Raw genomic sequence first — 25,688 nt, 5'->3', positions numbered from 1 at the left:
CCTGTCCCATTAGCCCCTCTTGCCGACCGCCACCGACGCTCCACTCCCGACAAGAGCGGCCAACGATGATGTGGTGTCCGAGGCCAGCACCGCCGCCTCGGTCCACAGAGGCCAGGCCGGACCCACCCGCTGGCTGCCGGCTTGTGCACCATCGCCACATCCCACCCCGCGCTCGCGGACGTCGCAGGCTGCGACGTCATCCCTCTGGACCTGAAAGACCTCGACAGCGTGCACGCCGCCGCCGCGCAGATCAGCGACTCCTTCACCCGGCTCGACCTGTTCATGGCAGCCGCCGGCGTCATGGCCACCCCGGAGCGGCGCCCCGGCCCCGGCTGGGAGAGCCAGTTCACCGCCAACCACTTCGGACACTTCACCCTCGCCTGCGAGCTCTACGCTCTCCTGGCCGCGGCAGGCGGTGCGCGCGTCGTCGTCAACGGCTCCGCCGGACATGCCCTGAGTGACATCCGCTGGCACGACCCGGACTCTCGCACCGGCTAAGACAAGTGGCTGGCCTACGGCCAGGCGAAGCCTGCCAACGCCCTCTTCGCCATGTACTTCGACACCCTCGGCCGTGGCGACGGCATCTGGGTGTTCGCACTGCATCCTGGCAAGATCATCACCGGGCTGCTGCGGGAGATGACGCTCCGGGAGCAGATCGATCGCGGTTGGGTGGACGAGCACGGTGATGTGATCGGCGCCGACTTCAAGACGCCCTTCCAGGGCGCCGCCACAGGCCTGTGGGCAGCCACCTCCCCACTCCTCGACGAGCGCGGCGGTCTCTAACCTGGAGGACTGCGACGTCGCACGTATCTCCGCTCCTGACGCGCCCATGGATGACGGCGGCGTCCGCGCGTACGCCATCAACCCCGGCGCGGCCAAACGGCGGTGGGACCTGTCCATCACCGCGACTGGCGCCACCCCGCTCACCCGCTGACCCCACGCCCTGCACGCGCCGATGCAACACTCGACACGGCACGAGAAGCCCTTGCCCTCAAGACGGCCGACCCGGGCCAGTTCACCCGCCGATCGACTGCCGCCGGAGGCAGCGGGATCTAGGCATGCCACACCGCAATGCACCTTCTTACAGTCGAAGGCCGGCGCGGGGTCTGATCCGACGTGCGCACACCCGCCCGAGCGCGCACGTCGCAGCCGAGCTGGGAATCTCGCGGGCGTGCGCCTCGCAGTGGGGCAACCGCTGGCGCCGTCACGGTGACTTCGGCCTGCTCGACCGCCCCTCGGCCCCGCACCACAGCCCACGTGCGACTCCGACGTGAGTGATGGAGATGATCGAGTCCTGACGGCGGCAGAAGAAGTAGTCCGCGCAGCGGATCACTCACGAGCTGGCCGCGCTCGGTTACACGGTTGGCCGCCGCGCCATCAGGCGACAGGTGACCAATGACTCATTGCTCCTGATGAACCCACCACAGTCCCCAGCCACGCACGGCACGAATGGACGAGGGATCCTCATCCAGAATGGCAGCCAAGATCGATTGTCAGTGGTGCGTGAGACGGTAGGAGCATCGAGTCGGAACGAGGGGGAGCGGTCATGTCCGGAAGCCAGAACTACATCAATCACGTTGCTCTTGTGCTGGACGCCAGTTCTTCCATGTCACACCTGAGCGGCAAGGTTGTCGAGGTCGCCGACCAGCAGATCGCATATCTTGCCCGCCGCTCAAGGGAACTGGACCAGGAAACCCGCGTCACGGTCTACGTCTTCGCGGACAAGGTGGAGTGCGTCATCTACGACAAGGACGTGCTGCGGATGCCGTCGCTGAAGCAATTGTATCGGGTCGGTGGAATGACGGCTCTGCTGGCGGCCGCACTGAAGTCACAGAGGGAGCTGGCGCAGACAGCTCAACTGTACGGTGACCACAGCTTCCTGACGTTCGTCCTCACCGATGGGCAGGAGAACGCAAGTCATCGCTGCCCGGATGCCCCTGCCAGGGATCCGCGTGAACTGGTTGAGGCGGTGGCCCAGATGATCGAGACACAGGACGACAACTGGACGCTGGCCGTGCTCGTGCCGGACCAGATGGGCAAGCGCGAGGCCATGCAGTGCGGTTTCCCGAAGGACAACATCGCCATATGGGACGCCACGAGCACACAGGGTCTGGAGGAGGCCGGGCAGGTCATCCGCCAAGCCACCGAGAAGTTCATGGTGGGCCGCACCCAGGGCATCCGGGGATCGCGGGCGGTGTTCTCCACGGGTGCGGAGGCGGTCAACAAGGACACCATCAAGGCGGCCGGCCTCGCGCCGGTGAATCAGTCGGAGTACGAACTGATACCGGTGACTCGCGCCGCGGCGATCCGGGACTGGGTCATTGAATGCGGGCACACCTACCGTACCGGCGGTGCGTTCTACCAGCTGAGCAAGTCGGAGAAAATCCAGGCGCAGAAGCAGATCGCTGTACTGGAGAAGAAGACGGACCGGGTGTACACGGGGCCCGAGGCCCGAGCCCTGCTCGGCCTCCCGAACACGGAAGTTCGCGTCAAGCCGGACCACAACGACGACTTCACGATCTTCGTACAGAGCACCAGCGTGAACCGGAAACTCGTACCGAACACGCGGCTCCTGCTCATGCTCTGACCCCCCGGAAACCAGGTTGGGTCCTGGAGTCCTCGTCGTCCCGGCACTCCACCAGCAACAGAGTCGGCGGCTGCGGGCGCGGCGCAGGCGTACGTGTTGCCGAGATCGCCACCGCCTTCACGCCGATCGCCCCAGCGTGGTCAACAGCGCCGACCAGACCCACACCACCATCCCCTACCGGGCCGAGCCCCGGCCCCGTACAGCCGCGACCTGCCGGTGCGCGGGTATCGCCAGCCCATCCGGCGTACTCCCGCACATACCCCCGGCGCACCGTTCTACGGGCTGTGCTCCACCAAGGGCAGGCCGCCGTAGTGACCGATCGAGCACGGCGATACGAGCGCGGCAGCACAGGGCGGCGAGCCCCGACGAGGCGGACCCGCCGCTGCTGGCGCTCGACGGCCCAGGACACACAAGGAGGCCGTCGAGTGTCCAGACCGGCCAACGGCTCGCCTGGGGCCACGAGTTCCAAGGAGCCGGTCGGGCTCAAGGACGGCTACCGCGAGTCGGGCGAGTCCTGGGCGGACCTGCTGCGCGACTGCGCCCGCCGGGGGATGTGTGCGCCGGTCCTGGCAGTCGGCGACGGGGGCTTCTGGAGAGCTCTGGCCGAGGTCTTCCCCGCCTCCCGGCATCAGAGGCGCTGGGTTCACAAAAGGGCCAACGTGCTCAGCGCTCTGCCGAAGGCGGCCCAGTCCGGCGCCCGCCACACTGCCGCAACGTTCTCGGCTCCATGCTCTCCGCTGTCAGAACCCTCGCCCGCGCTCTCACATGACCTGGGCGCCGGTCACCCGTGAGGTGCAGCCAGGCGGCCGCAGCGCCACTCGCTAACCCAAACGGGTGACTTTGCGTCCGTTTCACAGTAGACCACTGCAGGTCAGCACCTTAAACGGGGAGTGTTGGGCATAGGCTTTTCACCAACCGAGTTTTTAGTCATAGCTAAAGGTGGCATGCTGATGGAGTGGCAACGAGGGTTGTCTCTCCATGAGTTGGGGGTGAATCATGGGCATTTTTGCCCGTGACGAGAGCCGGACCACCCTAGCGGCTTCCCGCATAGCGAGGCAGGCGACAGCCTCCCTGGCCGGCCTGTTGGCAGGGCAGGGCAAGACCCGCTCTGATCTCGCGGCGGCAATGGGCGTCAGCCCGGGCCGCGTCAGCCAGATCATGTCCGGCGACGCGAACCTGACAGTCAGGACACTCGCCGCCGTGGCGGAGGCGCTGGATGCCGACGTCCAGATCACATTCTGTGTCCGAGGACAGTCGACGGACGCCAAAGCCTGCGGCAGTACGGACCCGTTGCCGCTCAGGAACAGCGGGCTCCCGGCCCATCGGTGAACCTCCAGACCGGCTGGCACCCCGTGTCACAAAGTCATCATGCTCACGGCTGACCCGGCTTGTTTCAGCGGGTGAGCCAGCGGGCGAACCATCGACGCTGCGGTGGGAGTGCCGGACTGTGGAACGCGTCGTCGAACATCGCCTTCGCACGCAGGATCTGGAGTTCTTCGTTCTCGCTGCGGCGGCCGTGCACGTATGCGAAGCGCAGCAGGTGTCCGCAGTGCGCAAGGGCCGTGCCGAACGCCTGGCGCCGAGCGATGAGTTCATCACCCGTCGGTTCACGCTCTGTCTGACGACACACCTCGTCGATCCCTGTCTGCACGTCCAGCGCCACGTCAATCGCCGTCTCCACATCCGCGTAGATTGCGTTGATCGTCTTGGCCTCGGCGGCGAGCGGATGCCGTTCCAGCAGATACAGCTTGAGATCGTGGACGAACACCCTGAGCTGGGCGGACGTTTCAATGCCGCCGAGAAAGCGGTCCGACCAGGTACAGGCATCGAGGTGCACACGCTGCACCAGCCGTTCCCTGACCAGGGCGATACCCAGTGTCATGAACTTGACGTACGGCTGCGTGGCCTCGTCCTGTTTGCGTCGGGGCAGCGCGGTGGCCCCTGTCGCGGCGCCCGCAATCACCGGTGGAATCGACGCCGCGTGCGGCAGCAGTACCACCGCGCCGGCCGCCACCGCACCCATCAGCGCCAGCACGAGCATCATCAGACCAGACGACGCCCAGCTGCCCAGCAGCCGCCCCTTACCGGAGAACTCGCGCGCCAGCCCCACCCACGCAATGGCCGCGCTCACAGCAGCGGGCAACGCGTAATCAGCCAACCAGGCGTGGTGAAGCCAACTCATCGACGGCGCCCCCAGGACATTCCACGGATAGGTCGGACAGCCGTCAGCAAGCGGATGCCAAAAGGCTTCCCTCTCGGCACATGCCACACCAGCGCACAGCCCTCTCGCCGCCTACCTGTCTCGAGAGGTGACGCGAGTGGAGTTGATGATGTCAGCCAACGTGATACCACACCGTTACTTTGAGCGACAATTGGCCAGCGTGTCCGACCAGTCCAAGGGGTCGCGCAGATAGGGGGTCGGTCGTGGTCGGTGTTTGGGTCGTGCATCCCAACGGTGGGTGGTCCGCGCTCGGCGAAATGAGGCTAGGGACAGCGATGATCGCGCCGGCGAACTCGCAGCATCAACCGTTCGCCGGGATGAATGACTGCCCGTTCACTCGTTCAGGCGAGGAGCCTTTCCGAGGTTGCTTGTCGGTAAGTCTCTCTGCGGTTCTGGCTACTGTATGAAGGGAGAGAATCGGCGAAGCGAGTGGCTACCGCGTTGGCTGTAATCGCCACAGGAATGCTGTTGCCCGCAGGTCCCGTTGACGACAAAGAGATCCTTGTCGAAGACGTGTTCGCGACCCTGGAGGAACGCATTCTGTTTTAGCTCTGCTTTTACGACTCGGTGCGCGGTAGCGCGGGGTCGGCCGTGACATGACGACGGCCGCGCAGGTTGCGTGGATTGGGACGTCCTCCTCGCACAGCGGGGCTCTCGGGTTGAGAAGGCCGGCCGTCAGGGCCGGCGCCTCGACGCCCGAGCCCGTACGACGCGACGAGCGGCACCCAGCGGCTGCGGTGCTGGCCGACGTCCTGGGCCCCGACCGTGCGCCTGCGTTGTCGGGCACCCTCGTCGAAGCCGGGGCTGGGCCCACGCTTTGGAGAGCCGGATCGGCGGAAGGACGATGTGCTACCGACCGGGCCCACGGCGGGGGAGGTCATCGGCGGCCGGCGCCGTGGTGTGCAACGCAGTCGCTTGCCACGCGAGCCGCTCGTCCAGCTCGCACGGCCGCCGCCGAACCGCGGAACGCCGACTTTCCCCTCCGCACCAGCGGCTGGCCGGCCGTGCGGGCCCGCGAAGTCCTCCCCGCGCCCGACATCGTCCGTCGGCGGAATCCCCGGGCTCGTACAGCAGCTTGCACCGCCCCTTTCGCGGATGCGTCATAGCGGTGCTGACCGTAGGCATGCTCCGCGCGGCAGGCTCGCGTCAGCCAATCTGTTCGGCTAGGGCGACGATGATGCCTGCGGGGCCGCGGAGGTAGCAGAGCCGGAAGATGTTCTCATACTGCGCTACCTCGCCGAGGAGTTCTGCGCCGTGGGCGCGGAGGCGGGCGATGGTGTCGTCGATGTCGTCGACCGCGAACATGACGCGATGCAGGCCCAGCGTGTTGGGCGAAGGGTTCCGCGGCTCGGCGTCGGATACCGCGGGGGTGTGGTATTTGGTCAGCTCCAGCTTGCTGTGGCCGTCCGGGGTCCGCATCACCGCGATGTCGCTCCGGACACCGTCGAGTCCGACGGTGCGGTCCGCATAAAGGCCTTCGATCTGCGCCTTGCCTTCCAGCTCCATGCCGAGCTCGGTGAAGAAGGCGACAGCCGCGTCCAGATCGTCGACGACGATGGCGACGTTGTCCATCCGCTGAATAGTCATGTCTTTGAGCCTAACGACTCGATACGCGGTAGCGCCGGGTCGGCCGTGACATGACGACGGCCGCGCAGGTTGCGTGGATTGTGAGGTCCTCCTCGGCCCGCGCGGCCTTGTCCCATGCCGCCTTCTGCGGCCTTGATTGTGCACATCTCGGCGACTTGATCGAGGAAGTGGCTCGCCCGTGGGCGGCACAGCGCGAGTGTGCGCTCCGGGAACGGCGCGGCCACGACCGTCAGCGTGCGGCTCGTGCCGGGCCCAATCACCAGCTGGTCTTCGTCGACCGGGTGCTGATCACCCTGGTCTACCTGCGGCTGCAGCTGCCGCACGCGGCGCTGGCCGAGCTGTACGGAGTGACCCGGCCTACCGCTACCCGTATCCACGAGATCCATCCTCTGTTGGCCCGGCGTGGCTTTGCCGTCCCGCAGCAGCCCGGCGCGCGGCTGCATACGCTGGCCGACGTCTTCGCCTATGCCGCGGCCGAGAGAGTCGACCCGCGCGTCGACGGAATCGAAGGGCAAGTCCGCCGTCCCCGGCCGGACGAGCAGGCCGCAAGGCGTTCGTGTCCGGCAAGAAGAGGCAGAATTCGCTTGTCGCGTCGGAGAACTGCACCCTACGATCGCCCAACGATGAGTTGTTCCGTAACTGTTGGTTGTCACAGGATGGCGGGGCGCAGGTCCCGGATGTACCGGTCGAAGCGTGTGCCGTCCTTGCTGTGTGTCTGCCGGCTGGGTATGAATCCTGCCCGCTGCGCCACTGCGGCAGATGCGGGATTTCCCGTCTCCACCTGGATTACGGCTTCAGTCCCGCCCTCGCCAAGACGGATAGAGGCCGTACGCGACATTCACCCGGTCGGGTGCCAACCCTTCTCCCACGAACCGCAGATCGATCGTGCCCGCGAGCGCCTCGTCGGGGCCCACCCGGATACCGAAAGCACCGAGTGGCCCGGCAGCTTCCCATTGCTCTCGGCAGTGCTGGAAGTACGCTTCGACGCCCTCGCGCGTGCCGGGACCGCCGTTGAGCCAGTCAACGAGTAGCTCGTCCTCCCCTGCGAGGTGCGCCTCCACATCGTCCAGGCGCAGGGGGGACAGAGTGATGATCCCGTCTGACAGCTTCACTTCATGCATCCCGTAATTCTTGATGCCAGAACCCTGTCGCACCATCGGATTGGATCCCAGTCCGCTGGCTGGAGCCGAAGTGGTCGACGGCCTCTCCCAAGGTCCGCAGCCGCACACCCGGGCTGACAGTGCGCCCCCACTCAGCGAGCAGCGGCCGCGGCTCGCTCATGGCGCGGGTGTTGGTGGAGCGGCCCACGCCGAACCAGCAGGCCAGCACGTCGTTCGTTGTCCCATGGCGGAAGATGCACGAGCGTGGCCAGGAGCCGGTCGCCAAACACCAGCCGATGCTTCGCGCCAGCGGCCACAGCCCGGGGCCTGCTGCCGTTCCGGCCACAACGGGCCTACCTCGGCGCACGAGCGAGGCACAGCGGGTCGGTGGCCGCGGTCGGGAGGGCGAAGCGTGAGCGCTGCTCGGCGATGCGTCAGCATCCATCCAAGGGGCGCAATCTGTCCGGCCGTACGGCGGTGACGGCGTCGACGTACGTGCGGCAGCCCAAGGCGACGAGGCCGCGGGGCGGCGAGAGCGAGGATCCGAGCTCGGCGGCCTGGCCGCACAGCTCCTCGACACTGACACGCCCTGGGGGGGCTATCCGCGCAGCAGAACTCCAGCGGGATCGCAGCATGGTTTGAGCGGCTGACACGAGTGTTGCGCGGTGGCTTGTGCGTGGATGATGAGTACGGCCCCACGCTCTGCAGCACACTGTTTACGGCCAATCAATACACAGCGGCCGTCATTTGCCGAGGCGCCTCGACAAACGCGCCATCCGTTCGTCCCAAGGAAGCTCCCAGAGCCCCTGGTGATGCTGCCGCCTGGCCAAGACAGGGGGATGCTGTGCGCTGCCCTCTTCAGGAGCGTTGCGGAGGTCCACCACATACGGGAATCCGGTGAGGGCCGGGGACTCGGGTGTGAGTTGCTCGCGTGATGGTGCCAGGTGCGGCGTCATGGCATCGGCTATTGACCGCCATGCATCATCGCCGTAGCCGCCTTCCTCAGCGATCTCGGTCGCCAGAATCGCAGCGACACCGGCTCCTTGAACGAGGTCGTGGTTCACCTCTTCGATCAGCACGACCGTGTCCTGCGTGCGTCCTTGATGCCGTACGGCAGCCATCTCCTGGGCGAGTGCCGGTGTCATGCCTTCGGCCCAGATGATGATGGTTTCCGCGAGCGTGATCAGGTGAGTGACTGTGTCGAGCCAACTGTCGTCTGTGAGGTACAGCTGAGCCTGAGAGAGCGGCTCGCCGTGGAATCGCCAGGGGTCGAGCTCGAGGTTTGCCGATTGCGAGGTAGCCACCTGCACGATGTCAACCTCGCGTCCCAGCTCTCGCACCACATGATCGCCGCGACGTGCATAGGTGTACGTCTGAGCCTGGTGGAAGCCCTGTCCGCCCCCGTGATCTGCCCTCGGCAGGCGAATCGTGGACTCCAGGAGACCGAAGTTGCGTAGAAGCAGTGCAAAGGGGGCTCCGCAGCAGCACCACGTCTTTACGTCGCCGACTGATCGCCTGTGCCGGAGCTGTGCAGCGCGGACGAGCGCTTTCGCCTGATGCCGCTCACGCCCTCTCTCCTGCCGGTTCGCGGCAGGAGATAAGAGCAACTCGGGCGTGAGGTGTGCCGCACGGCCCGGGAGCTCGACGGCGCGAAGAATGCGGCGCGCGTACTCGCCGCGGGCGAAGTATTCCGTGTCGAGCCCTTCGCCCGCGGCGACGTTGATGGCCAATCCGTTCGACTGCATGGCCGCACGGGCGAACCTGTCGTCGGCTGACGCATCTTCCCCCAACAGCAGGTGAACCAGACCAATATGGAAGTGGGCTTGCGCGAGCCGCCAGCGCAGAACTGCATCCCCGTTCCCCGACCAGCGGTCGATGATCATGCGCCACGGCTCGGCCTGCCGCCTGATGCCGCGAACTCCGTCGGCCATCGGAACCGTGCTGGTGAGGATGGCCCCATAGGCGAGCGCTCGGCACGCCGCTCGCTCAATCGCCGGCGAAACATCTGAGGCGACCTGGTCCACCGCCCGATTCAAGATCGCTACGACACGGTCCGGGTCCACATAGCGCGGCGCCAGTTCCATGGCCACGTCCGCCAGCGTCATGAGCACGGCCACGGCCACATCACCGTCGGTCTGGCCGGCGTACAACTCCGCAATCCACTCAAGGACAGTAAGGTCGTCAGCAAATCGCCCCAGTTCGGCGAATCGCCATGCGAGCATGAACAGGAACGCTGCTTCGTCCTCAGGAGAGTCAGCGTGGGGAAATACGAAGTCCACGAGATACTCGCGCACTGTCTGCTGGGCCGCCTTCTCGTCGGAGATTCGTGCCACCGCGTCGTCCCAGCGCCCGATCACCGCCTCCACGCCGGCATGGACGTTCTCCCATGAGGGACCGCTCCGGTCTTCCATGGCCACTGGACAACCTCCGGCAACTACCGCGTGCCCGCCCCTCTGCTGCCCCTCACTCTGCACGTATTACGGCACACGGGGCAGCTGAGTCCTCTGACGATAACCAGGCGCAGACGCGTCTGGAAGTGTGCATGGACTCTGTTCTTCGGCAGGAGAGTTGAGGTGGTTCGTCTGCTCGTCTCGCCGGTGTAGGGGGTGCCGTCAGTGTTCGGCCTGCTGGAGAGTCACAATGAGTAACTCGGCGAAAGTGAGGTAGCGAGGCGAGGCGCCAGCGAACTGAACCGTCCGAGGCTGGCGTGGGCTAAGGCCTCACGGTGGCCCTGCGCCGGTCGTCGATGCGGTCGCAGACCGTGTTGGCGCACGGGATCGTGTCTGTATCGGCGTCGAGCGGGGGCGTTGAGTAGTACGTGGCCGAGCACTGGACGGGCCGCGCACAATGTTCTGCGGGGTCGCTCCGGCTGCCCTCCCGCGTCATAGCGACGGGGACAGCGCCCGATGGACGACCAGTTCACGAGCGAGGCGCAGCAGTGACACGCTTGCCGTGATCACACCAGCCACGCGGAGATCATTCCGGATCTGAGCCGCCGACCAGCCATCAGCCCGTCAGCCCGTCAGCGAAAGACAGAACTCATTGCCTTCGGGATCGGTAAAGACGATGTTGTCCGTGTGGCGAGCCTGAACGGTCGCGCCGAGAGCCGTCAGGCGTCGGATCTCCGCCTCTGGGTCCGTAGCGAGCAGGTCCAGGTGCAGACGATTTTTCACGCTCTTGGCCTCTGGCACGAGTTGGAACCACAGCCGAGGTCCTCCGTGTGCCGTCTCGACGAGCACGGTGGGGTCGTCTTCGGTGCTGGTGATCCCAAGGGAGCGCAGGCGTGCGAGTTCCGCAGCGTCGTAGGGTGCGACGGCATAGCCGTCCAGAGCCGCAGCCCAGAAGCGGGCCGTGGCTGCGGGGTGAGCGCAGTCGAAGACGATGTCATGGAGTCGCGCCATCCGCTCATGATCCACGCGCGTGACGGACGGTGCCACGCGGTTTTCAGTACACAAATGACGGGGGCGCGGGGCCTCGAAGAGTTCTTATGGGACAGGGTTGAGACCTTGTTCGCCCGGCGCCCGAACACCGGTCGCAACGCCTCAAGGCGGACCGGAAAACACCAACGCCGGGAGGGGCAGTTACCGAGTTGGGAGACGTTCGGTGGCCTGGCCCGCGTTGCCGGTGACAGCGTCCGGTGATTCACATGGGTCCGACGGGCACCCGCGAGCCGGCTCTGGAATGCCTGCTCCTGATCCTTCACGGCCCCGGCGGCCGGACTACGAGCGTGGACGGCTGATGATCCCCCGCGGCCGCAAGGTGTGAGGATCGGCGTATGAAGTCATCCGACTGCGACACATCAGGCGAGGCGTACGCCGAGCACGGCGCCACCAGCCGTTCAACGCCCTCTCCGGCAGGCCCGCGATCCTGGACCTGGTCGGGGACGTGGCCGGGCTGCGGATCCTGGACTTCGGCTGTGCGACGGGGCTGCTGTCCCGACCCGGTAACTGGCCGAACGCGGCGCGACCCTTGAGGTACTACTGCCCATAGCGGCGGTACAAGTCAGTTGGCCTGTGGGTCCGCCAACAGCACCACGCGGTCGGCCTCGACATCGAACGCGAGCACCGGATGCCTTGGTCAGACTCCGGATCCATCAGCACAGGTTTGCCCAGCCGGCGACCGATCGCCCGAAGGAAGCCGCAAAAGACATCAAGCCGCTCCTGGCCCTGCAACTCCCGCAGGTCCACGTCGAAGTCGATCTCGTCTGCGGCATAGAAATGGAAGATCACCCTCACGTCAGGGATCGGCCGGACTAGCAAATACGCACATTCCGCATCCGCCGGACGGGACAACACCTCCTCGGCCCGGGGCAGCGGCATCACGACCTCACCCACGGAGTACTGGAACTGCCAGCCACTCGCGCTCACAAGGTCCAGCACCGCGGACCAGTCCTCCACAGACGCATCCGGCACACGCACGTCCGGCAACGACCCCATCACATCCGGATCGAAGAAGCTCCTGACGTCATCCCACAGCAGATCAGACACCCTGCCATGCTGCCTGCTACCACCTCGCAAAGCAGCCGAATGCTGCGACGAAACCCCTACGCGGGTCCCCGCGGGGCCGTCCGTGCGGACAGTCGCCAGTTGGATCAGGTCGTCATCGCCGGGTGGGGTTTGCCCTCCTTCGCAAGATGCCCCTGCTCGCCCGACCCGCGATGGTCGCTCTCCGCGGCACGCTCGCAGGGACTCTGGTGGCTCTGCCGACGAGTCGCATGTCCGTTGCTGTTGAGCCCTGGCTGACCGTCGTGACGGCGAAAGCGAAGTAGCGGAGTTTCAACGGCACGTGTGGGTTTGTGGTGGGAGGATGGCTGGTCTCTCCTGCCGTGGGCACCGAGTTGTGCTCCGGGCCGTGACCGGGCGCGAGGAACAGAACAGCGTTGATCGCCTCCAAGGAAAGCTTTTGCGCGGTCGCCGTCCGGATGATGGGGTGGCGCGGTGACAAACCACGATGAGGCGGCGGCTGTCAGGCCGTTGACCCTGGATTGGGTGAGCCGGCACCTGGAGGTCGGCGAACGGGTCGTCAAAACAGAGGCGCTGCACGGCGGCATCACCGCTGAAATGCGGCGGCTGACCATCACGAGGCGGGATGGAGGCACCCGTGACCTGGTACTGCGGACCTTCGTCAACGTGGAGCACGCCGAGGACTGGCTGAACAGGGAGGCCGGCGCCCTGACCCTGCTGACGGGGACCGGCGTACCGGCTCCTGGACTGGTCGCGGTGGATCCGACCGCCGCGCATTGCGAGTATCCGTCGCTCCTGATGACACATCTGGCGGGCCGCACGGTCCTCGACGATGAGGGGTTGGGGACGCGCGTCCCTCTGCTGGCCCGTCAGCTCGTGGCGATCCACGCGTTGCGACCCGCCGAGCGGCCCCGGGAGTATGTGGCGTCGACGACAGCCGACACTGTCGTGACTCCGAAGGGCGCTGACGTGGCGGTATGGGCCGCGGCGATCGACGTGATCCGACAGCCCGCGCCGCCCTATGAAGGGCGATTCCTGCACCGGGACTTCCAACCCGGCAACGTACTGTTCGACGTGCCGCCAACAAGCCCGGCAAGTCCCCGCATCACCGGCGTCGTCGACTGGGCACAGACCTCCTGGGGCCCGGCAGACCTCGACGTCGCGCACTGCTCCACCAACCTCGCTCTGCTGCACGCCCCGGCGTGGGGCCTGCGGTTCGCTGAGGCGTATGAGAAGGCCGGCGGGGCACTGGCCGCGACCGCGGGCGAGCGGCTGTATTGGCAGGTGCGGGACGCGCTGGCGATATCAGAAGAAGTGCAACAGGTGGCCCTGCCATGGCGGGAGGCAGGGAGGAGAGAGCTGACGACGCGCGCTGTGGAGGAGCGGCTGGATGCCTATGTCACCGCTCTGATGGACAGCTGAGCCAAAGCGGTCCGGCGCGCGGGCACGGCGGCGCATTGCCATTGCCCTACCTCTGTTCGAACAGCAGCATCACCCGCCGTCCCCCTACTGCCATGGCTTCAGGATGCTCCTCTGCCCAATCTCCCGGTGCCGCGCGCTTGCCAGCTGATGTTGTTCGCGCCCGTGGAGCACGCGCCGTCGCCTTCTCGCTCGGGATTGCGAGCCGACTTTCCGGCCAGAACGGGGCAACCGGTCGTTGAATCCCCTATAAACTTCCGCTGCACTTGTTCCACTCAAAGGGGGGATTCCTTTGCGCGTACGTCTTGCTGCCTCAGCCATGGCTGTCGCTCTTGCCGGCGTCCTGTTCAGTGCACCGGCCGCGGCCGCGGCGACCCTGCCGTCCACCAACAGCGCCCATCGCTGCATCAACCACACCACCGGTGTGTGCGGCTGGACGCATCACCAAAAGCCGAAGGACAAGTACGAGACTGCGAAGTGCTACGACGCTTCCCTGTCGTACTCGCGGCACTCGCAGGGCACCTGCTCCCACCACCACGGCGTCCGCTACTGGTTCAAGTAGTCCGCCACCACACAGTTCGCCTCCTCCGCGTCCGGAGGAGGCGAACTCTACGCTTCGGCACCGGCGTCTCGAGCCGGCGTCACCAGCAGGTCGGTGTGATGTCCGCCCAGGACCACGCTTCTCACTGCCCTAAAGCTGGTCCTGGCCGCAGCCGGGTGCATGCCGCTGCACCGACTTCGCGTGGCCAGACACCGCGACTGCCATCGCCGACGCCTTCCACAAAGCCGACAAGGACTCATCCTTCGCCGCGGCCCAGTACCTGCCCTGCGCCTTCTGACCAGGCAGAGGCGCGCCCCTCGGCGGGATCAAGGTCCCGCCGTCCACGCCGCAACCACTGGTCATTAACAGCACGAACGGTCCTCGGAAGGGGTTCGTGGGTGCCCGGACGGTATCCCAGCGCCTCGGCGCGAAGCTGGTGGCCTTCAAGGGACGCACCCATGTCGCGCCCCAGGGCGGAGTGGAATGCGCGCAGCGGGCGGCGGCTCGCTACCTGGTGACCGGAGGGCACGTGGCGCATCTCCGGGTGCTCGTAGATGTACTGCCGGCCGTCCGGAGCACCGTCACCACGCGTCTGCGACGGCGTCGATCGCCGCGGGACCGAGCCACGGGTTGAGGGTTGGGGATTGAGGGTTGGGGGGACGGCCGCAGGTGGCTGGGCCTGCCGGAATCGTGTTGTTCCCGCTCGTGGAGTCGGTCAGCGGTTCAGGCCCGCGTCGCGTGCCAGCAGGGCCGCCTGTACGCGGTTCTCGCAGTCCAACTTGGACAAGATCCGGCTCACGTACGTTTTGACGGTCCCCTCGCTCATGTGGAGCCGGTGGCCGGTGTCGGCGTTGGACAGGCCCTCGCCGAGCAGGGCCAGTACCTCCTTCTCGCGGGTGGTGAGTGTCTCCAGTCGTCGTCGGGCCCGCTCGGAGCGCAGGGCGGACGTGCCGGAGGCGAGGGAGTCCACGACGTGGCGGGTCGCGCCCGGTGACAGATACGCCTGCCCGGCGGCCGCGGCGCGCACCGCGCCGATGAGCTCTGCAGGCGCCGAGTCCTTCAGCAGAAAGCCCGCGCTGCCTTCGGTCAGGGCGCGCAGCACGTTCTCCTGGGTGCCGAAGGTGGTGAGGATCAGGACGCGGGTGTCGGGGGCGGTGCGCCGCAGTTCGGCCAAGGCCTCCAGCCCGTCCATGACCGGCATCTGGATATCGAGCAGGACGACGTCCACACGCCGGGCCCGGACCGCCTCGACGGCCTCGCGGCCGTCGGCCGCCTCAGCGACCAGATCGATGTCCTCAGCGGAGGTGAGGATCATCCTGATGCCTGCCCGGATGAGCGGCTCGTCGTCTGCGACGATAACCCTGATCACGACTCTCCTGCGCTGTTTCGAGCGGCCGGTCTCGAAGGCCGTCTGCGCGCCATCATGCCCGCAAGAGCCATCCACCCGCGAGTCAGGCACCCCAGTCTCCCCGCACCCCATCCCTTTTGGCCGCGGCTCGCGGTCTCGAAGACTCCGGCTGCTGCGGCGGGCGACGCGCCGTGACAGGGGGCACCTCCCGGTCATGGCGGGGTGCCCCTCTTCGAGCGGCGTCGAAAGGTCAGCAGGAGCCGAGAGCGTTACGAGGATGGAGAGCGGCGACCACACGGCCCAGGTGCGTGCCGGACACCGCCTGGCTCAAGCCGCCGAAGGTGCCCCAGCAAGCCGGGCACGAGCCTTCTCCGGGCGCCCGTTCACGCACCTGTACGTCCCTCCGGGCCGCCTTCACCGCATGGCTATACGGCTTGGTCATCGCCCTTTCCTACCTGCCGACGGACAGGAAGGCCAAAGCGGCCAGGCCGATCATCAGCGCCAGCAGGATCAGCGCCGCCAGCGCGCAGCCGGCCGCCAGGCCCTTGGTCTTGTTGTTCTCACTCATTGCTTCCGCCAGCTCCTTCGGCAGGCCGATCCCGTCCATGACCGGACCACCCTCGCCCGGCGAGACGGCCGAGAACTGCTCCCGAAAGTCGTCGGCCGGATCAACGAACGTCGTCCCCGGCTCCCCCGACAGGCCGGAGGAGCCGATCTCCGGCACCGTGTACGGCAGCATGCCCGCCAGCCGGAAGCCTCCGTCCGCCGTCGTCCCCGCATGGACCATTCCGCCGATGAGCCGGGTCCGCTCCCCCAGCCCTGTCAGCCCTTGCCCGCCGCTCACCACGATCCGGTCGGCCGCGGGTGTGGATACGGATGCGGATGCGGATGCGGGACCGTTGGCGACCTCGATGACCAGGGCGTCCGGCTCGTAGCGCAGCTCGATGGCGACCGGTACACCCGGGGCATGCTTGTGGGCGTTGGTCAGCCCCTCCTGGACCACGCGGTACGCCGCATGGTCGGCGGCCGGCGGGAGCGGGCGCGGATCACCGCAGCGGCGCAGCGCCACGCACGCGCCCGCGTTGCGCGACGCCTGGACCAGGCTCTCGATCCCGGCCACCCCGCGCGTGGGCTCCTCGGCCTCCCCCGCGTGGCCGGGCCGTCGCGTGGCATCTTTGAGCAGCCCCACCACCTCGCGCAGCTCGTGCATCGCTGCCACCGACGCCTCCCGCAGCACGCCCACCGCCTCCCGCTGCCGTCCGGTCAGCCCGCGGTCCACCTCCAGCGCGCCGACGTGCACCGAGATCAGCGTGAGGTGATGGCCGAGGCTGTCGTGCATGTCCTGCGCGATGCGCTGGCGCTCTCGCATCCGGGCCTGCCCGGCGACCATCGCCCGTTCGCGCAGCAGCTGGGCGTTGTACCGCCGAAGGGTGTCGGTCAGGGTGCGGTACTGCGACCAGTAACGACCGGCGAGGCCGGGGACGACCACAGTCGCCAGCGGCAGCAGGGCGGTGAAAGCGTCGACCACCAGGGAGCGGGGCTGCCCCCACAGGGTGACCTGGGTGAGGCCGACGTTGAGCAGATACGCGACGGCGAAGGCACCGGCCGCCCTGCCGGCACTGCCGATCCGGCGCCCGGCCGACCAGGCGGTGACCGCGAGCAGCGGGGTGAGCCCGAAGAAGCAGTACGGCACCGAGCCGGCGGCGGCCGCCAACAACACGATCGCGGGAACCACTCGGCGCAGCAGGCACAACAGCACGGCGACCAGCCCAGCACCGACGACGCGTACCGTGCCGCTCCCCTGCATGGCCTCGGCTCCCGCGGCCACCAGCCCGAACACCACCATCAGCAGCGACTCGCCCACGACGCGCCCGGCAGGCCACATCCCGGGCGCGAAGAGACCCCTGCACACAGCGCGCAGCGCACGGGGAAGCGAGCGCAGGCGGGTCACCAGCGCCCGGCAAGCCGACATCACGAGGCCGTTCCCAAGCTCCACACCACTCACGCGGCAACGGTAAGCACCCTCCGTCGCCCACCGCACCCGCCATTGGTTGCAACCAGGAACAACGAAAGTCAACCAGGACACCGCCGGACACCCCGATGGACGAACCACCCCCTGCGACCCGCGCCCTACAGATACTCGACCATGACACCCCGGATCACTCAACCGTGCCCGAAATCCCCGGGCCCGCGACCGGCGCCAGACCTCAGCCAGGGGATTACCGACCGCGCTCCCCGCTCCCCTCTCCTCGCTCCCGACACCAGCCGGAGGATGAAGCAAGCGGGTCGCTGTGGGGCCGTTGCGCGTCCCTGCCGGACGGGAAGTGGGTGCCAACGTGTGCCGGCGTGCTCGCCGGACTTCGCACCGACTTGTTGAACCACTCGCCGTCACCGGTAGCGATTGACGTCCAAGCGGACGGCCCGATCACCGAAGCAATCGTCCCGGGCGATGGTGATCGAGGGCGGGGGCGAGGGCGGGGAGATCCTTGCCCCAGGTTCAGGGTCCTGCAGCCTGCACCGCACGCGGGATGTGCAGAGGCCGGCAGCCGTCATCGGCCATCCGACGCGGGGAGGTCGAGCGGGCGGGAACAACTGGACCGCGCCACATAGGCCAGGCCGTCGTACTCCTCCGCCAGGACGGTTGGCATGAACTGGAAACGGTACGTGAAGCGAGGCACCCCGGCACCGAAGCATCGCATGTAGTGGCCGGCGGTCAGCCAGCGGTTGACCTCTGGCACCTTCTTGCCCGGGCGCAGGTCGACCAAGTGGTCCACCCGGCAGGCGGCAGCCAGCTGGCTCTCCACCAACCTCAGTCCCCCACCACTGATGCGGTGCCGGGCAGGCGGCCCCACGGCGTCGTCCCCCCGCCGGGCCCGGAAAGCACCCCTGCCGAAGAGCAGACCGAGGGCGTAATAGGCGTCCCCGTACCGCATCGCGAGATGGCTGCCTAGCGCGGGCACACCGGACGCATAACGCCCCTTCAGAACGTGGCCGTTGTGCGCCCACACCACAACGCCGCCGGGCCCCTCGCCGAGAGCCTCGGCCACGGCGTCCGCCATGTGCCGGTCACGCGCGGCGAGACCGCTGTCCTTCCTGTCCTCGCACAGCAGCGGGCGGCTCGCCATATCGGCGGCGCGAAGCAGCATCCGCGCGTCCTCGACGGCGCGAGTCGCCTCACCGGCTTCGCCGGCGCCGGTACCGGCGGCCGGACGGACCCCGTCAGCCGTGATCCACTCCACCAGTTCCCGGACCGCCCCCACGAGCCGACCGCCGGAGTCGGGGTGACTGCCAGGCTGAGCCGCGGCGAGGAGGTCGAAGACATCCCGCAATGCAACAGCCCGTTCCGGTGCGACGCGCCGCAGGAAAGCGTCGAGCCGCCCGATCGCGGGCGCAGGCGGCTGCGGGTCGATGCCGACGAACCGTACCCGGCGATCCCCGGCCACAGACGCGTTGTACCCCCGCATCCACTCCACCAGCGCAAGCACCTCCTCGGTCTTCCACGTCCAGAAGCCGAGCCGGGCAACAGCGGACCGAGCGTCCCCCGTCCCGTGCAGCACATAGGCGTTCACCGAACACGTCGCAGCCGCGGGTGCCTCCATTGCCAGCGTACGGAAGCCCAGGTCACGGACGAGGAACTCGACAAGCCGATGTTTGAGGAGAAAGAACTCCCGGGTACCGTGGGTGGCTTCCCCCAGGCCCACTATCCGCACATCCTTCAGGACCCCGGCCCACGGCTGAAGGTCGGCGGCCGGACCGCCCGCCTCCAGCGTCCGCAGGCGCAACGCCCGGGCCGATAACCACTCCTTGACGTCCTTCGTCATCATGTTCTCCGGCACGGCTTCCTCCTCATCACGGCTTACACAGGCGCCCAGCTCACCGAAGGGCGCCGCAGTGATCCGGCTACACCTGCACCGCTGAACACCGCCAACACCCCCATCCCCCATCCCGACCAACAACACATCATCGGCCGCACCTACACCAGACGGCGTGCCTCACAGCCGTCCGGTCTCGGTCGTCTCCGGGCGGGGCGTCATCGTCCACGCAAAGGATGGCGTCGGTGGCGCCCATGCGGCTGAGGGTCTCCGGGCTGGTGCCGAGGAGGGTACGGCCGAGTACTCGCCCGCGTGCGCCGGGGTCGACTCCGATCCACCACAGAACTCCGCTTCCCTGCACGGGCGTTCCGATGGTGGCGTCCGCAAGGGCGCTGCCGTCCTCGGTGACGAGCAGCCGAGAGACGCCGGGCGTGGCGGACTCGACGGCGAAGCGATCGAGCCGGGGCAGCTCCGGGGCGGGGAGAGAGAGCGGTGCAAGTAGCCCCACAGATCGGTTCCGGAAAGCCCGGCGGGGGGCAGCGCGGCGTGGGTGGCCGGGCGGTGGCCTAGAGGGAGGGCTTCCAGGCCAAGAGTCAGGGCGGTGATGAAGTGGAAGGCGTCCAGGGGGCAAGGGCCCATCTCGGTGGCGGCTTGGTCGAGCAGGGCGCGGGCTACGGCTCGGTCGGGCGATGCAGGGGTAGGGACGATGGGGCCGAGGTGTCGGTGCATGCACCGGCCGGTACCTCCGACCGTCAGCCCACAGCGGCGCGGCCGATTCCTCGTACCCTGACGCGTTCTGAAGGCGGGAGACGACAATGGCGCGCCCCTGATCGTGCCCGATCCGGCGATGCGCACCGAGTTTTTAGACATGCTTTACGCAACGCACGCAACTTCACCCCATGTCTTCGCTGTCCGACAGGGAGTCGGGCCCATCAGGGCCGAAGAGCGAGAGAACGGGGCAGGTCGTGGGACGGCGCAAGGGCGGCATAGGTATCGCACTCGTCACGACTGCAATGCTGGTGGGTACGAGTGCCTGCGGCGGGGGCAGCAGTGACAAGGCGCGTGGGGACGACGCGAAGGCGTCGGGCAAGCCGAGCGCGAGCGCCTCTCCGTCACCGACCAAGCCCGCCGGTCCGCCGATGCTGCTCGATACGATCACCCCGCAGGCGGGAACCACGGTCGGCGTGGCCATGCCGATCTCGGTGGTCTTCACGAACCCGGTGTCGGCAAAGGCTCGGGCGTCGGTGGAGAAGCACCTGAAGGTGAGCGCTTCGCAGCCGGTGGTCGGCGCCTGGCACTGGTTCGGCGACAATCGCGCCGACTGGCGGCCGAAGACGTACTGGCCCTCCGGCACGAAGGTGAAGATCGACGCTGACCTGAACGGCGTCAGCAACGGCAACGGACGCTACGGCGTGCGCAGCTACACGCACACCTTCACGCTCGGCGACGACGTGCGCGCGGATGTCTCGGTGACCGGCCACACGATGAAGGTGACCCGGAACGGCAAGCTGGAGCGCACCCTGTCGATCAATGCGGGCAGCGCCCAGTATCCGACGTGGAACGGCACGATGGCTGTCATCGACAAGGAGGAGAAGGTTCATATGACCTCCTGCAGCGTCGGCATCAGCTGCGACAAGGGCAGCCCCAACTACTACGACCTGACGCTGCCTTGGGACATCCACCTGACCCAGTCCGGCACATACGTGCACTACTCGACCGGAGACCCCACTCCGGGCAGCGGCAGCGCCCGTGGTTCGCACGGCTGCGTCCACCTGTCCCTGCCGGACGCCAAGTGGTTCTACGGCCAGGTCGAGCAGGGCGACCCCGTCACCATCACCGGCTCGCCCCGCGCCAAGGCCGAGGCCGACAACGGCTACGCCGACTTCAACCTTGGGTGGGACGAGTGGCTCGCGGGCAGCGCGGCCGGGCAGGGGACGACCGGGACGCTGTGATGCGCTGCGGTGGCCTCGCGGTCAGCTCCCCGATGACGCCGAACGCGAGGCCACCGTCGTACCCACCCTTCCGGCTGACCGGCAGCATCCGGCCTTCCGGCACGCTGCTACGTCAGCGGCGCCGGGCGATGGCGAGGCCGTGGCGCACCGGCAGCATCACCGATACCACCCGCCCATCGACTGTGCTCCGCGCCATGGCAGTCGGCTCGAAGCATCACCTTGCGCACGGCCTTGACCAACCCGCTGTGGTGATCGGCGGTGACCAGACCGACATGGACGGTCCGGAGAACGGCCGACCGCGCGGGATGGTCGCCCCGGGATTCACCGCGTGCCGGATACGTGCACTGCGGCCCGGATCCAGGAGCCGGCCCACCAGGCGGCCGACACGCCGGCGGCCGGCCCGCAACCTGCAGACCTGCGATCTGGCGCAGGGACTCGCCGCCAAGGTGTGGGCGCTGGTCTTCGCTCTGCCGCTGGGATCCCGGACGTGTGCACCGCGTTCGTCCTGGGACAGGCCGAGGTCCTGCTCAGGGACGGCGACCCGGCCGGCGCTGTCTCTGGTAGCACACCACCGGTTCTCGGCCTTCCTCGACGACACCGCCGCGCCAAGGAGGTAGCTGGGCTCGTTGGAGGTACCACTCGCCCTCGCCCCCCCTCTTCGCCAGACTGCTCCTAGCGCTTCAGCGCCACGCCGCCGAAGTTGTCGACCTCAGCGGGTTCTTCGGAGCCGTTCGCCTGCGAGCGCCATCGAGACGTCGAAACCAGGCCGGGTTCCAGCAGCTCCAGGCCGTTGAAGAAGCGGGCGAGTTGGTCGGGGCTGCGGTTGACACGGGGGTTGTCGCTCGCCTCGTTCCACTGCTCGACCATGGCTCGCTGCTGCTCGGGGTGGATGACGTCGGTGCTGTCGCAGAACACGAGGTAGCTGCCGGACGGCAGGGCATCGACCAGGCGGTCCACGATGCCGTAAACGGAGTCGTCGGTGACGTGCGCGGCGATGCCCAGCAGGATCAACGCCACCGGCTCGGTGAAGTCCAGTGTCCTGGTGGCCTGGTCGAGGATCCCCTCCGGGTTCCGCAGGTCGGCGTCGATGTAGTCCGTCGCGCCCTCGGGCGTGCTGGTGAGCAGCGCCGCGGCGTGTACCAGGACGACCGGGTCGTGGTCAACGTAGACGATCCGCGCCTCGGGCAGCAGACGCTGGGCCACCTCGTGGGTGTTGTCGGCGGTGGGCAGGCCCGTGCCCACGTCCAGGAACTGGCGGATGCCGGCCTCGCGGACGAGGTACTCGACCGCTCGGACGAGGAACCCCCGCTGTGCCCGGGCGGTTTCGAGAATCCCCGGGTTGGCCGCGGCGATCTGGTCACCGACCTGCCGGTCGATCTCGTAGCAGTCTTTGCCACCCAGCCAGTAGTTCCAGATGCGGGCGGAGTGCGGCACGCTGCTGTTGATGGACGGGCGTTCAATTGACATAGGGACTCCCCGAGTTAGCCAGAGTTAGCCACTTACCAGCCCAAACTTAGAGGCATGAGGTGTTCTCCGCGCTGCAAGGCTGGATCTTCAGTCGTGATGTGGCGCCATGCTTGCCGCTGCCACCGTGGCATGGACGCTCGCCCGATCTTCCCCGCCATCGGGGCCTGGTCCGAGGAGCGTCGAACAATGACGTCCAGGTTCCCCTCGCCCAGAAGCAATCATCCGGGTGTCGTCACTGCCGGATTTTGAACCTCGTCGAGGATGCGATCGCCGTGCACCGTGCCGAAGGCGGCTGGAAGCGGGCTGGTGCCGGTACAGGGGGGGCGGGACGGCTGACCGGTTGGGTGAACCACGCGGTTCGGCTTGTGAGGGAGACATACCCGTTGGGCATGAGGGCGGGCGCGTCCTCAATCTCCTGCTTGGACGCATCCTGCCGACGGCGACAGCACCTGGCCGAGCACCAGGCCCTCGGAGCGGCGCCACGCTTCCTTGGCGCGCCTTGTGGGAGACTCGACACGTGATCATCGAACATGCGTACGCACATGTGGCCTCGTACAAACAGGATGAGTGGCCCTGGTCCGTCCCTTGTGTGCGCGCCCTGCTGGAGGACGGACTACGGTTCACAGCGCCGGTGACCTTTCTCGTCGGTGAGAACGGCTCGGGCAAGTCCACTCTGGTCGAGGCCCTCGCGGAGGGATTCGGTCTCGACCCCTGGGGCGGCTCACACGACTGGCGTTACGCCAGCCACCGCACCAAGTCGGTGCTGGGTGAGCGAATCCGGTTCGACGCAGCTCCGCGCGGACGGCGCATGCTGGGGAGCTGGTCCGCCCGCAAGGGATTCTTCCTGCGCGCGGAGACGGCGCTGGACGCTCTTGACCGGGAAGGGTTCGTGCCGAATTCGGTCAGTCATGGGGAGGGCTTCCTCGCCGCGTTCAGGGAGAAGTTCCTCCAGCCAGGGCTGTATGTGATGGACGAGCCCGAAGCCGCGCTGTCGTTCGCCTCCTGCTTGGAACTGCTCGGCCATATCGACCAGCTGGTGAAGAGCGGCGGCCAGGTCATCTGTGCCACCCACTCTCCCCTGCTGACCGCGCTGCCCGGTGCGGACATCGTCGAGGTCGGCGAGCACGGCATGCGCCGGGTCGCCTGGCGCGAACTCGCCCTGGTCGACCACTGGCGCCGCTATCTCGCCGATCCGCAGACCTACCTGCGCCACGTCCTCGACTGAGAGGACGCCTCAGGGGCCGGATGCGCGACCGCCACGGCAGGAACCGCATGCCCCGGGGTGCGGGACATGATCCGGCCGGGTTCACGGGCCCCATCAGCCATTTTCCGCGGACGTTCCGAGCGCCCGAAGACCTCCCGCTTCGGCTGCGAGTTGATCGTTGCAGTGCCGCAACAGCGTGAGCCCGCGCCACACCTTTGCTGAGCAGATGCAGCGGGAACGCGTGACAAGTAGTTCTATGCAGCGGAAGTGATCGGGTCAGCGGTTGAGCTGCTTCGGCTACTTCAGGTCGTCGAGGAGGCCGTCCAGAGCCTTCTTGAGGGCTTCGGCGTTGGCCGGGTCGAACCAGGTGGTGCGGATACGTTCGTTGTTGCCGCCCGGGGTCTCGTGGTCGGCGGCGAGTTGGTGCAGGGAGCGGGTCTCGTCACTCAGGGCGCGGCCGACCCCCTGGAAGAGACTGCGGACATAGCGGTCGGCGTCGTCGGAGGCGATGCCCTGGCCGGCGGCCCACGAGGTGAGCGTGGCGAGATATGTGTAGTGGGCGGTCAGCGTCCCCGTCAGCGCGGAGAAGACGTTGAAGGCGGCCTCGTCCGCGACGGGGAGCGCTCCGCCCAGCTCCTCGAAGAGGGAGTTCACCTCCGGGTGCGAGGGATGGGTCACCGTGACGGAGCGACGTTCGCGTATGGCGGGCAGGGGGATGGCCCGGACCACCGGGGCGCCGGTGGCGAGTGTCTGGCGCAGGTCGTCGGTGGCGACGCCGGCCATCACGTGGATCACGATTTTGTCGTCGTCCACCTTCAGCCCGGCGAGTGCTTCGTGCCGGTCTTGGCGACGTACGGCAATGACCACCAGCTCGGAGCGGTCCACCACCTCCTGGTTGTCGGCGCACACCTGGACGCCCTCGTAGCGTTCGGACAGCTCGGCGGCGGTGCGGGCTCCCCGTGGGGAGAGGAAGACCTCCGGCGACGTACCGCCTCCGTGGCGCAGGCCCATCACGATGGCCCTACCGATCTCGCCTACTCCGATGATGCCGATGCGCTTCACTGGGTCTGCCTCCCTGGTGGGTGGTGGTCGTGACCTGGTGTGGTCCGGGTCTGGGGCAAGTCTCCTCGATCAGGTGGTTCGTCGTGCTGGTCATACACGCCCCTCCCGCGCGCCGAGCGGCTCACTCGGCCGGCCTGAGCCAGGAAGTTCGGAGCCGCTCGGCGGGGAGGTTACGACGGACCGCTGTCGGCCGGTCGGTCAGGGGCGAACGTAAGGCCGCGTCATGATCTCCATATTGTGGCCGTCCGGGTCGTCGAAGTACGCGCCGCGACCGCCGAAGAGACGGTTGATCTGGCCAGGTTCGGTGTGGCTGGGATCGGCGTAGTAGGTGACCTCGACCGCCTCCAGACGGGCGATCATGGCGTCGAACTGCTCGTCCGGCACGAGGAAGGCGTAGTGCTGCGACTGGATCGGCTCGTCCCGCTTCTCGTAGTAGTCGAGCGTCACGCCGTTGCCGAGGTCGACGGGCAGGAACGGCCCGAACGGGGCGCCGACCTTCAGACCCAGGATCGCGGCGATGAACTCGGCAGACAGGTGCCGGTCGCTTGCATAGACGGCGGTGTGGTTCAGCTGGACGCCGGCACCGGCCGACGGCAGTTCGGATTCATGCGGGTACTGCTGGTCATAGGACATGAGTGATGTGTCTCCGGTCTTGAGATCCACTGGAATGGGGGGCCGCGCACGGGCGCCGGGAACAAAGACGTGGAGATGGGGGGGCGGGCCTCTTGCCCGCCTCGCGCTCACGGCGAGGCCGGGAACCTCACTCGTGCATGGCCCATGGCCGACCCGGCAGTCACGCGAGTGAGGTTAGTGATCATCACGGACTCGGGCAACGCCATTCCTCGGCTGCACTCCGACCGGCGGTCGAGACACCGTCGGAATCCCTTGTTCGGTCACGAGCGGGGTAAGGGGGTGACTTCGGCGG

The 25,688-nt window shown here is 67.5% G+C and carries 18 protein-coding genes and 5 pseudogenes; 11 read left to right on the top strand and 12 right to left on the bottom strand.

The genetic code is table 11. From position 1 onward, the window contains the following. Positions 1-168: 168 nt before the first annotated feature. From AB5L52_RS43795 to AB5L52_RS43775, 5 genes and pseudogenes are all read left to right on the top strand, one after another. Positions 169-934 (top strand): annotated as a pseudogene (locus AB5L52_RS43795) (SDR family NAD(P)-dependent oxidoreductase); the annotation flags it as partial. Positions 935-1,127: 193 nt separating this feature from the next. Continuing rightward, a pseudogene (locus tag AB5L52_RS43790) lies at positions 1,128-1,256 on the top strand (leucine zipper domain-containing protein); the annotation flags it as partial. Between the two features lie 290 nt (positions 1,257-1,546). After that, positions 1,547-2,587: a vWA domain-containing protein gene (locus AB5L52_RS43785; protein WP_351575124.1), complete on the top strand. Its 1,041-nt coding sequence runs from the start codon at positions 1,547-1,549 to the stop codon at positions 2,585-2,587. Between the two features lie 467 nt (positions 2,588-3,054). Then, positions 3,055-3,285 (top strand): annotated as a pseudogene (locus tag AB5L52_RS43780) (transposase); the annotation flags it as partial. A gap of 298 nt (positions 3,286-3,583) precedes the next feature. Further along, the gene (locus AB5L52_RS43775; protein ID WP_351575121.1) at positions 3,584-3,916 is read left to right on the top strand and encodes a helix-turn-helix transcriptional regulator; all 333 of its coding nucleotides are present in this window, start codon (positions 3,584-3,586) and stop codon (positions 3,914-3,916) included. 64 nt (positions 3,917-3,980) lie between these two features. Here AB5L52_RS43775 and AB5L52_RS43770 read toward each other — a convergent pair whose 3' ends face one another. Further along, on the bottom strand, positions 3,981-4,745 hold the full coding sequence (locus tag AB5L52_RS43770; RefSeq protein WP_351575118.1) for a hypothetical protein: 765 nt from the start codon (positions 4,743-4,745) through the stop codon (positions 3,981-3,983). Between the two features lie 1,209 nt (positions 4,746-5,954). Next, entirely contained in the window at positions 5,955-6,395 is a 441-nt protein-coding gene (locus AB5L52_RS43765; protein ID WP_351575115.1) for a VOC family protein, read from the bottom strand. A 50-nt stretch (positions 6,396-6,445) separates the two neighbouring features. Here AB5L52_RS43765 and AB5L52_RS43760 point away from each other — a divergent pair. Next, positions 6,446-6,742: pseudogene (locus AB5L52_RS43760) on the top strand (hypothetical protein); the annotation flags it as partial. Positions 6,743-7,189: 447 nt separating this feature from the next. On the opposite strand, the gene AB5L52_RS43755 reads toward AB5L52_RS43760, so the two are convergent. The 4 genes and pseudogenes from AB5L52_RS43755 to AB5L52_RS43740 form a co-directional block, all read right to left on the bottom strand. After that, a complete protein-coding gene (locus AB5L52_RS43755; protein WP_351575133.1) occupies positions 7,190-7,516 on the bottom strand; it encodes a GNAT family N-acetyltransferase in 327 nt (108 codons plus the stop codon). A 722-nt stretch (positions 7,517-8,238) separates the two neighbouring features. Then, a complete protein-coding gene (locus tag AB5L52_RS43750) occupies positions 8,239-9,912 on the bottom strand; it encodes a hypothetical protein (RefSeq protein WP_369368601.1) in 1,674 nt (557 codons plus the stop codon). Positions 9,913-10,509: 597 nt separating this feature from the next. Continuing rightward, on the bottom strand, positions 10,510-10,896 hold the full coding sequence (locus tag AB5L52_RS43745; RefSeq protein ID WP_369369073.1) for a VOC family protein: 387 nt from the start codon (positions 10,894-10,896) through the stop codon (positions 10,510-10,512). Positions 10,897-11,497: 601 nt separating this feature from the next. Beyond that, a pseudogene (locus AB5L52_RS43740) lies at positions 11,498-11,982 on the bottom strand (hypothetical protein). Positions 11,983-12,432: 450 nt separating this feature from the next. On the opposite strand from AB5L52_RS43740, the gene AB5L52_RS43735 reads away from it, so the two are divergent. The 3 genes from AB5L52_RS43735 to AB5L52_RS43725 all read left to right on the top strand — a co-directional run bounded on the left by AB5L52_RS43735 (position 12,433) and on the right by AB5L52_RS43725 (position 14,552). Further along, positions 12,433-13,380 carry a phosphotransferase family protein gene (locus AB5L52_RS43735; RefSeq protein ID WP_369368600.1) on the top strand — a complete coding sequence of 316 codons (948 nt, stop codon included), beginning with the start codon at positions 12,433-12,435 and terminating at the stop codon, positions 13,378-13,380. Between the two features lie 316 nt (positions 13,381-13,696). Further along, the gene (locus AB5L52_RS43730; RefSeq protein ID WP_351033821.1) at positions 13,697-13,939 is read left to right on the top strand and encodes a DUF3761 domain-containing protein; all 243 of its coding nucleotides are present in this window, start codon (positions 13,697-13,699) and stop codon (positions 13,937-13,939) included. 304 nt (positions 13,940-14,243) lie between these two features. Next, positions 14,244-14,552 (top strand): alpha/beta hydrolase, encoded by a 309-nt coding sequence (locus AB5L52_RS43725; RefSeq protein WP_369369072.1) that lies wholly within the window; start codon positions 14,244-14,246, stop codon positions 14,550-14,552. A gap of 81 nt (positions 14,553-14,633) precedes the next feature. On the opposite strand, the gene AB5L52_RS43720 is transcribed toward AB5L52_RS43725, so the two are convergent. The 3 genes from AB5L52_RS43720 to AB5L52_RS43710 form a co-directional block, all read right to left on the bottom strand. Then, positions 14,634-15,287: a response regulator transcription factor gene (locus AB5L52_RS43720; protein WP_351033825.1), complete on the bottom strand. Its 654-nt coding sequence runs from the start codon at positions 15,285-15,287 to the stop codon at positions 14,634-14,636. 430 nt (positions 15,288-15,717) lie between these two features. Next, entirely contained in the window at positions 15,718-17,271 is a 1,554-nt protein-coding gene (locus AB5L52_RS43715; protein WP_369368599.1) for a sensor histidine kinase, read from the bottom strand. A 544-nt stretch (positions 17,272-17,815) separates the two neighbouring features. Next, a complete protein-coding gene (locus AB5L52_RS43710) occupies positions 17,816-19,102 on the bottom strand; it encodes an erythromycin esterase family protein (RefSeq protein ID WP_369368598.1) in 1,287 nt (428 codons plus the stop codon). A 989-nt stretch (positions 19,103-20,091) separates the two neighbouring features. Between AB5L52_RS43710 and AB5L52_RS43705 the strand changes: the two genes are divergently transcribed. Then, positions 20,092-21,030: an Ig-like domain-containing protein gene (locus AB5L52_RS43705; protein ID WP_369369071.1), complete on the top strand. Its 939-nt coding sequence runs from the start codon at positions 20,092-20,094 to the stop codon at positions 21,028-21,030. Between the two features lie 672 nt (positions 21,031-21,702). Here AB5L52_RS43705 and AB5L52_RS43700 read toward each other — a convergent pair. Further along, entirely contained in the window at positions 21,703-22,497 is a 795-nt protein-coding gene (locus AB5L52_RS43700; protein WP_351029595.1) for an SAM-dependent methyltransferase, read from the bottom strand. 517 nt (positions 22,498-23,014) lie between these two features. On the opposite strand from AB5L52_RS43700, the gene AB5L52_RS43695 reads away from it, so the two are divergent. Beyond that, on the top strand, positions 23,015-23,722 hold the full coding sequence (locus AB5L52_RS43695) for an AAA family ATPase (protein WP_369368597.1): 708 nt from the start codon (positions 23,015-23,017) through the stop codon (positions 23,720-23,722). Positions 23,723-23,998: 276 nt separating this feature from the next. Here the strand turns inward: AB5L52_RS43695 and AB5L52_RS43690 are convergent, their stop codons facing one another. Together AB5L52_RS43690 and AB5L52_RS43685 are read right to left on the bottom strand one after the other, a co-directional pair. Next, positions 23,999-24,763, bottom strand: coding sequence for an NAD(P)-binding domain-containing protein (locus AB5L52_RS43690; RefSeq protein ID WP_369368596.1), 765 nt, complete (start codon positions 24,761-24,763; stop codon positions 23,999-24,001). A gap of 198 nt (positions 24,764-24,961) precedes the next feature. Further along, complete coding sequence (locus tag AB5L52_RS43685; RefSeq protein ID WP_351575086.1) at positions 24,962-25,396, bottom strand: VOC family protein; 435 nt, start codon at positions 25,394-25,396, stop codon at positions 24,962-24,964. Positions 25,397-25,688 lie beyond the last annotated feature (292 nt).

Source organism: Streptomyces sp. CG4, assembly GCF_041080655.1.
GTDB lineage: Bacteria > Actinomycetota > Actinomycetes > Streptomycetales > Streptomycetaceae > Streptomyces.
Note: the sequence above shows the minus strand (reverse complement) of the source record. Positions and strands in the feature narration are given on the sequence as shown.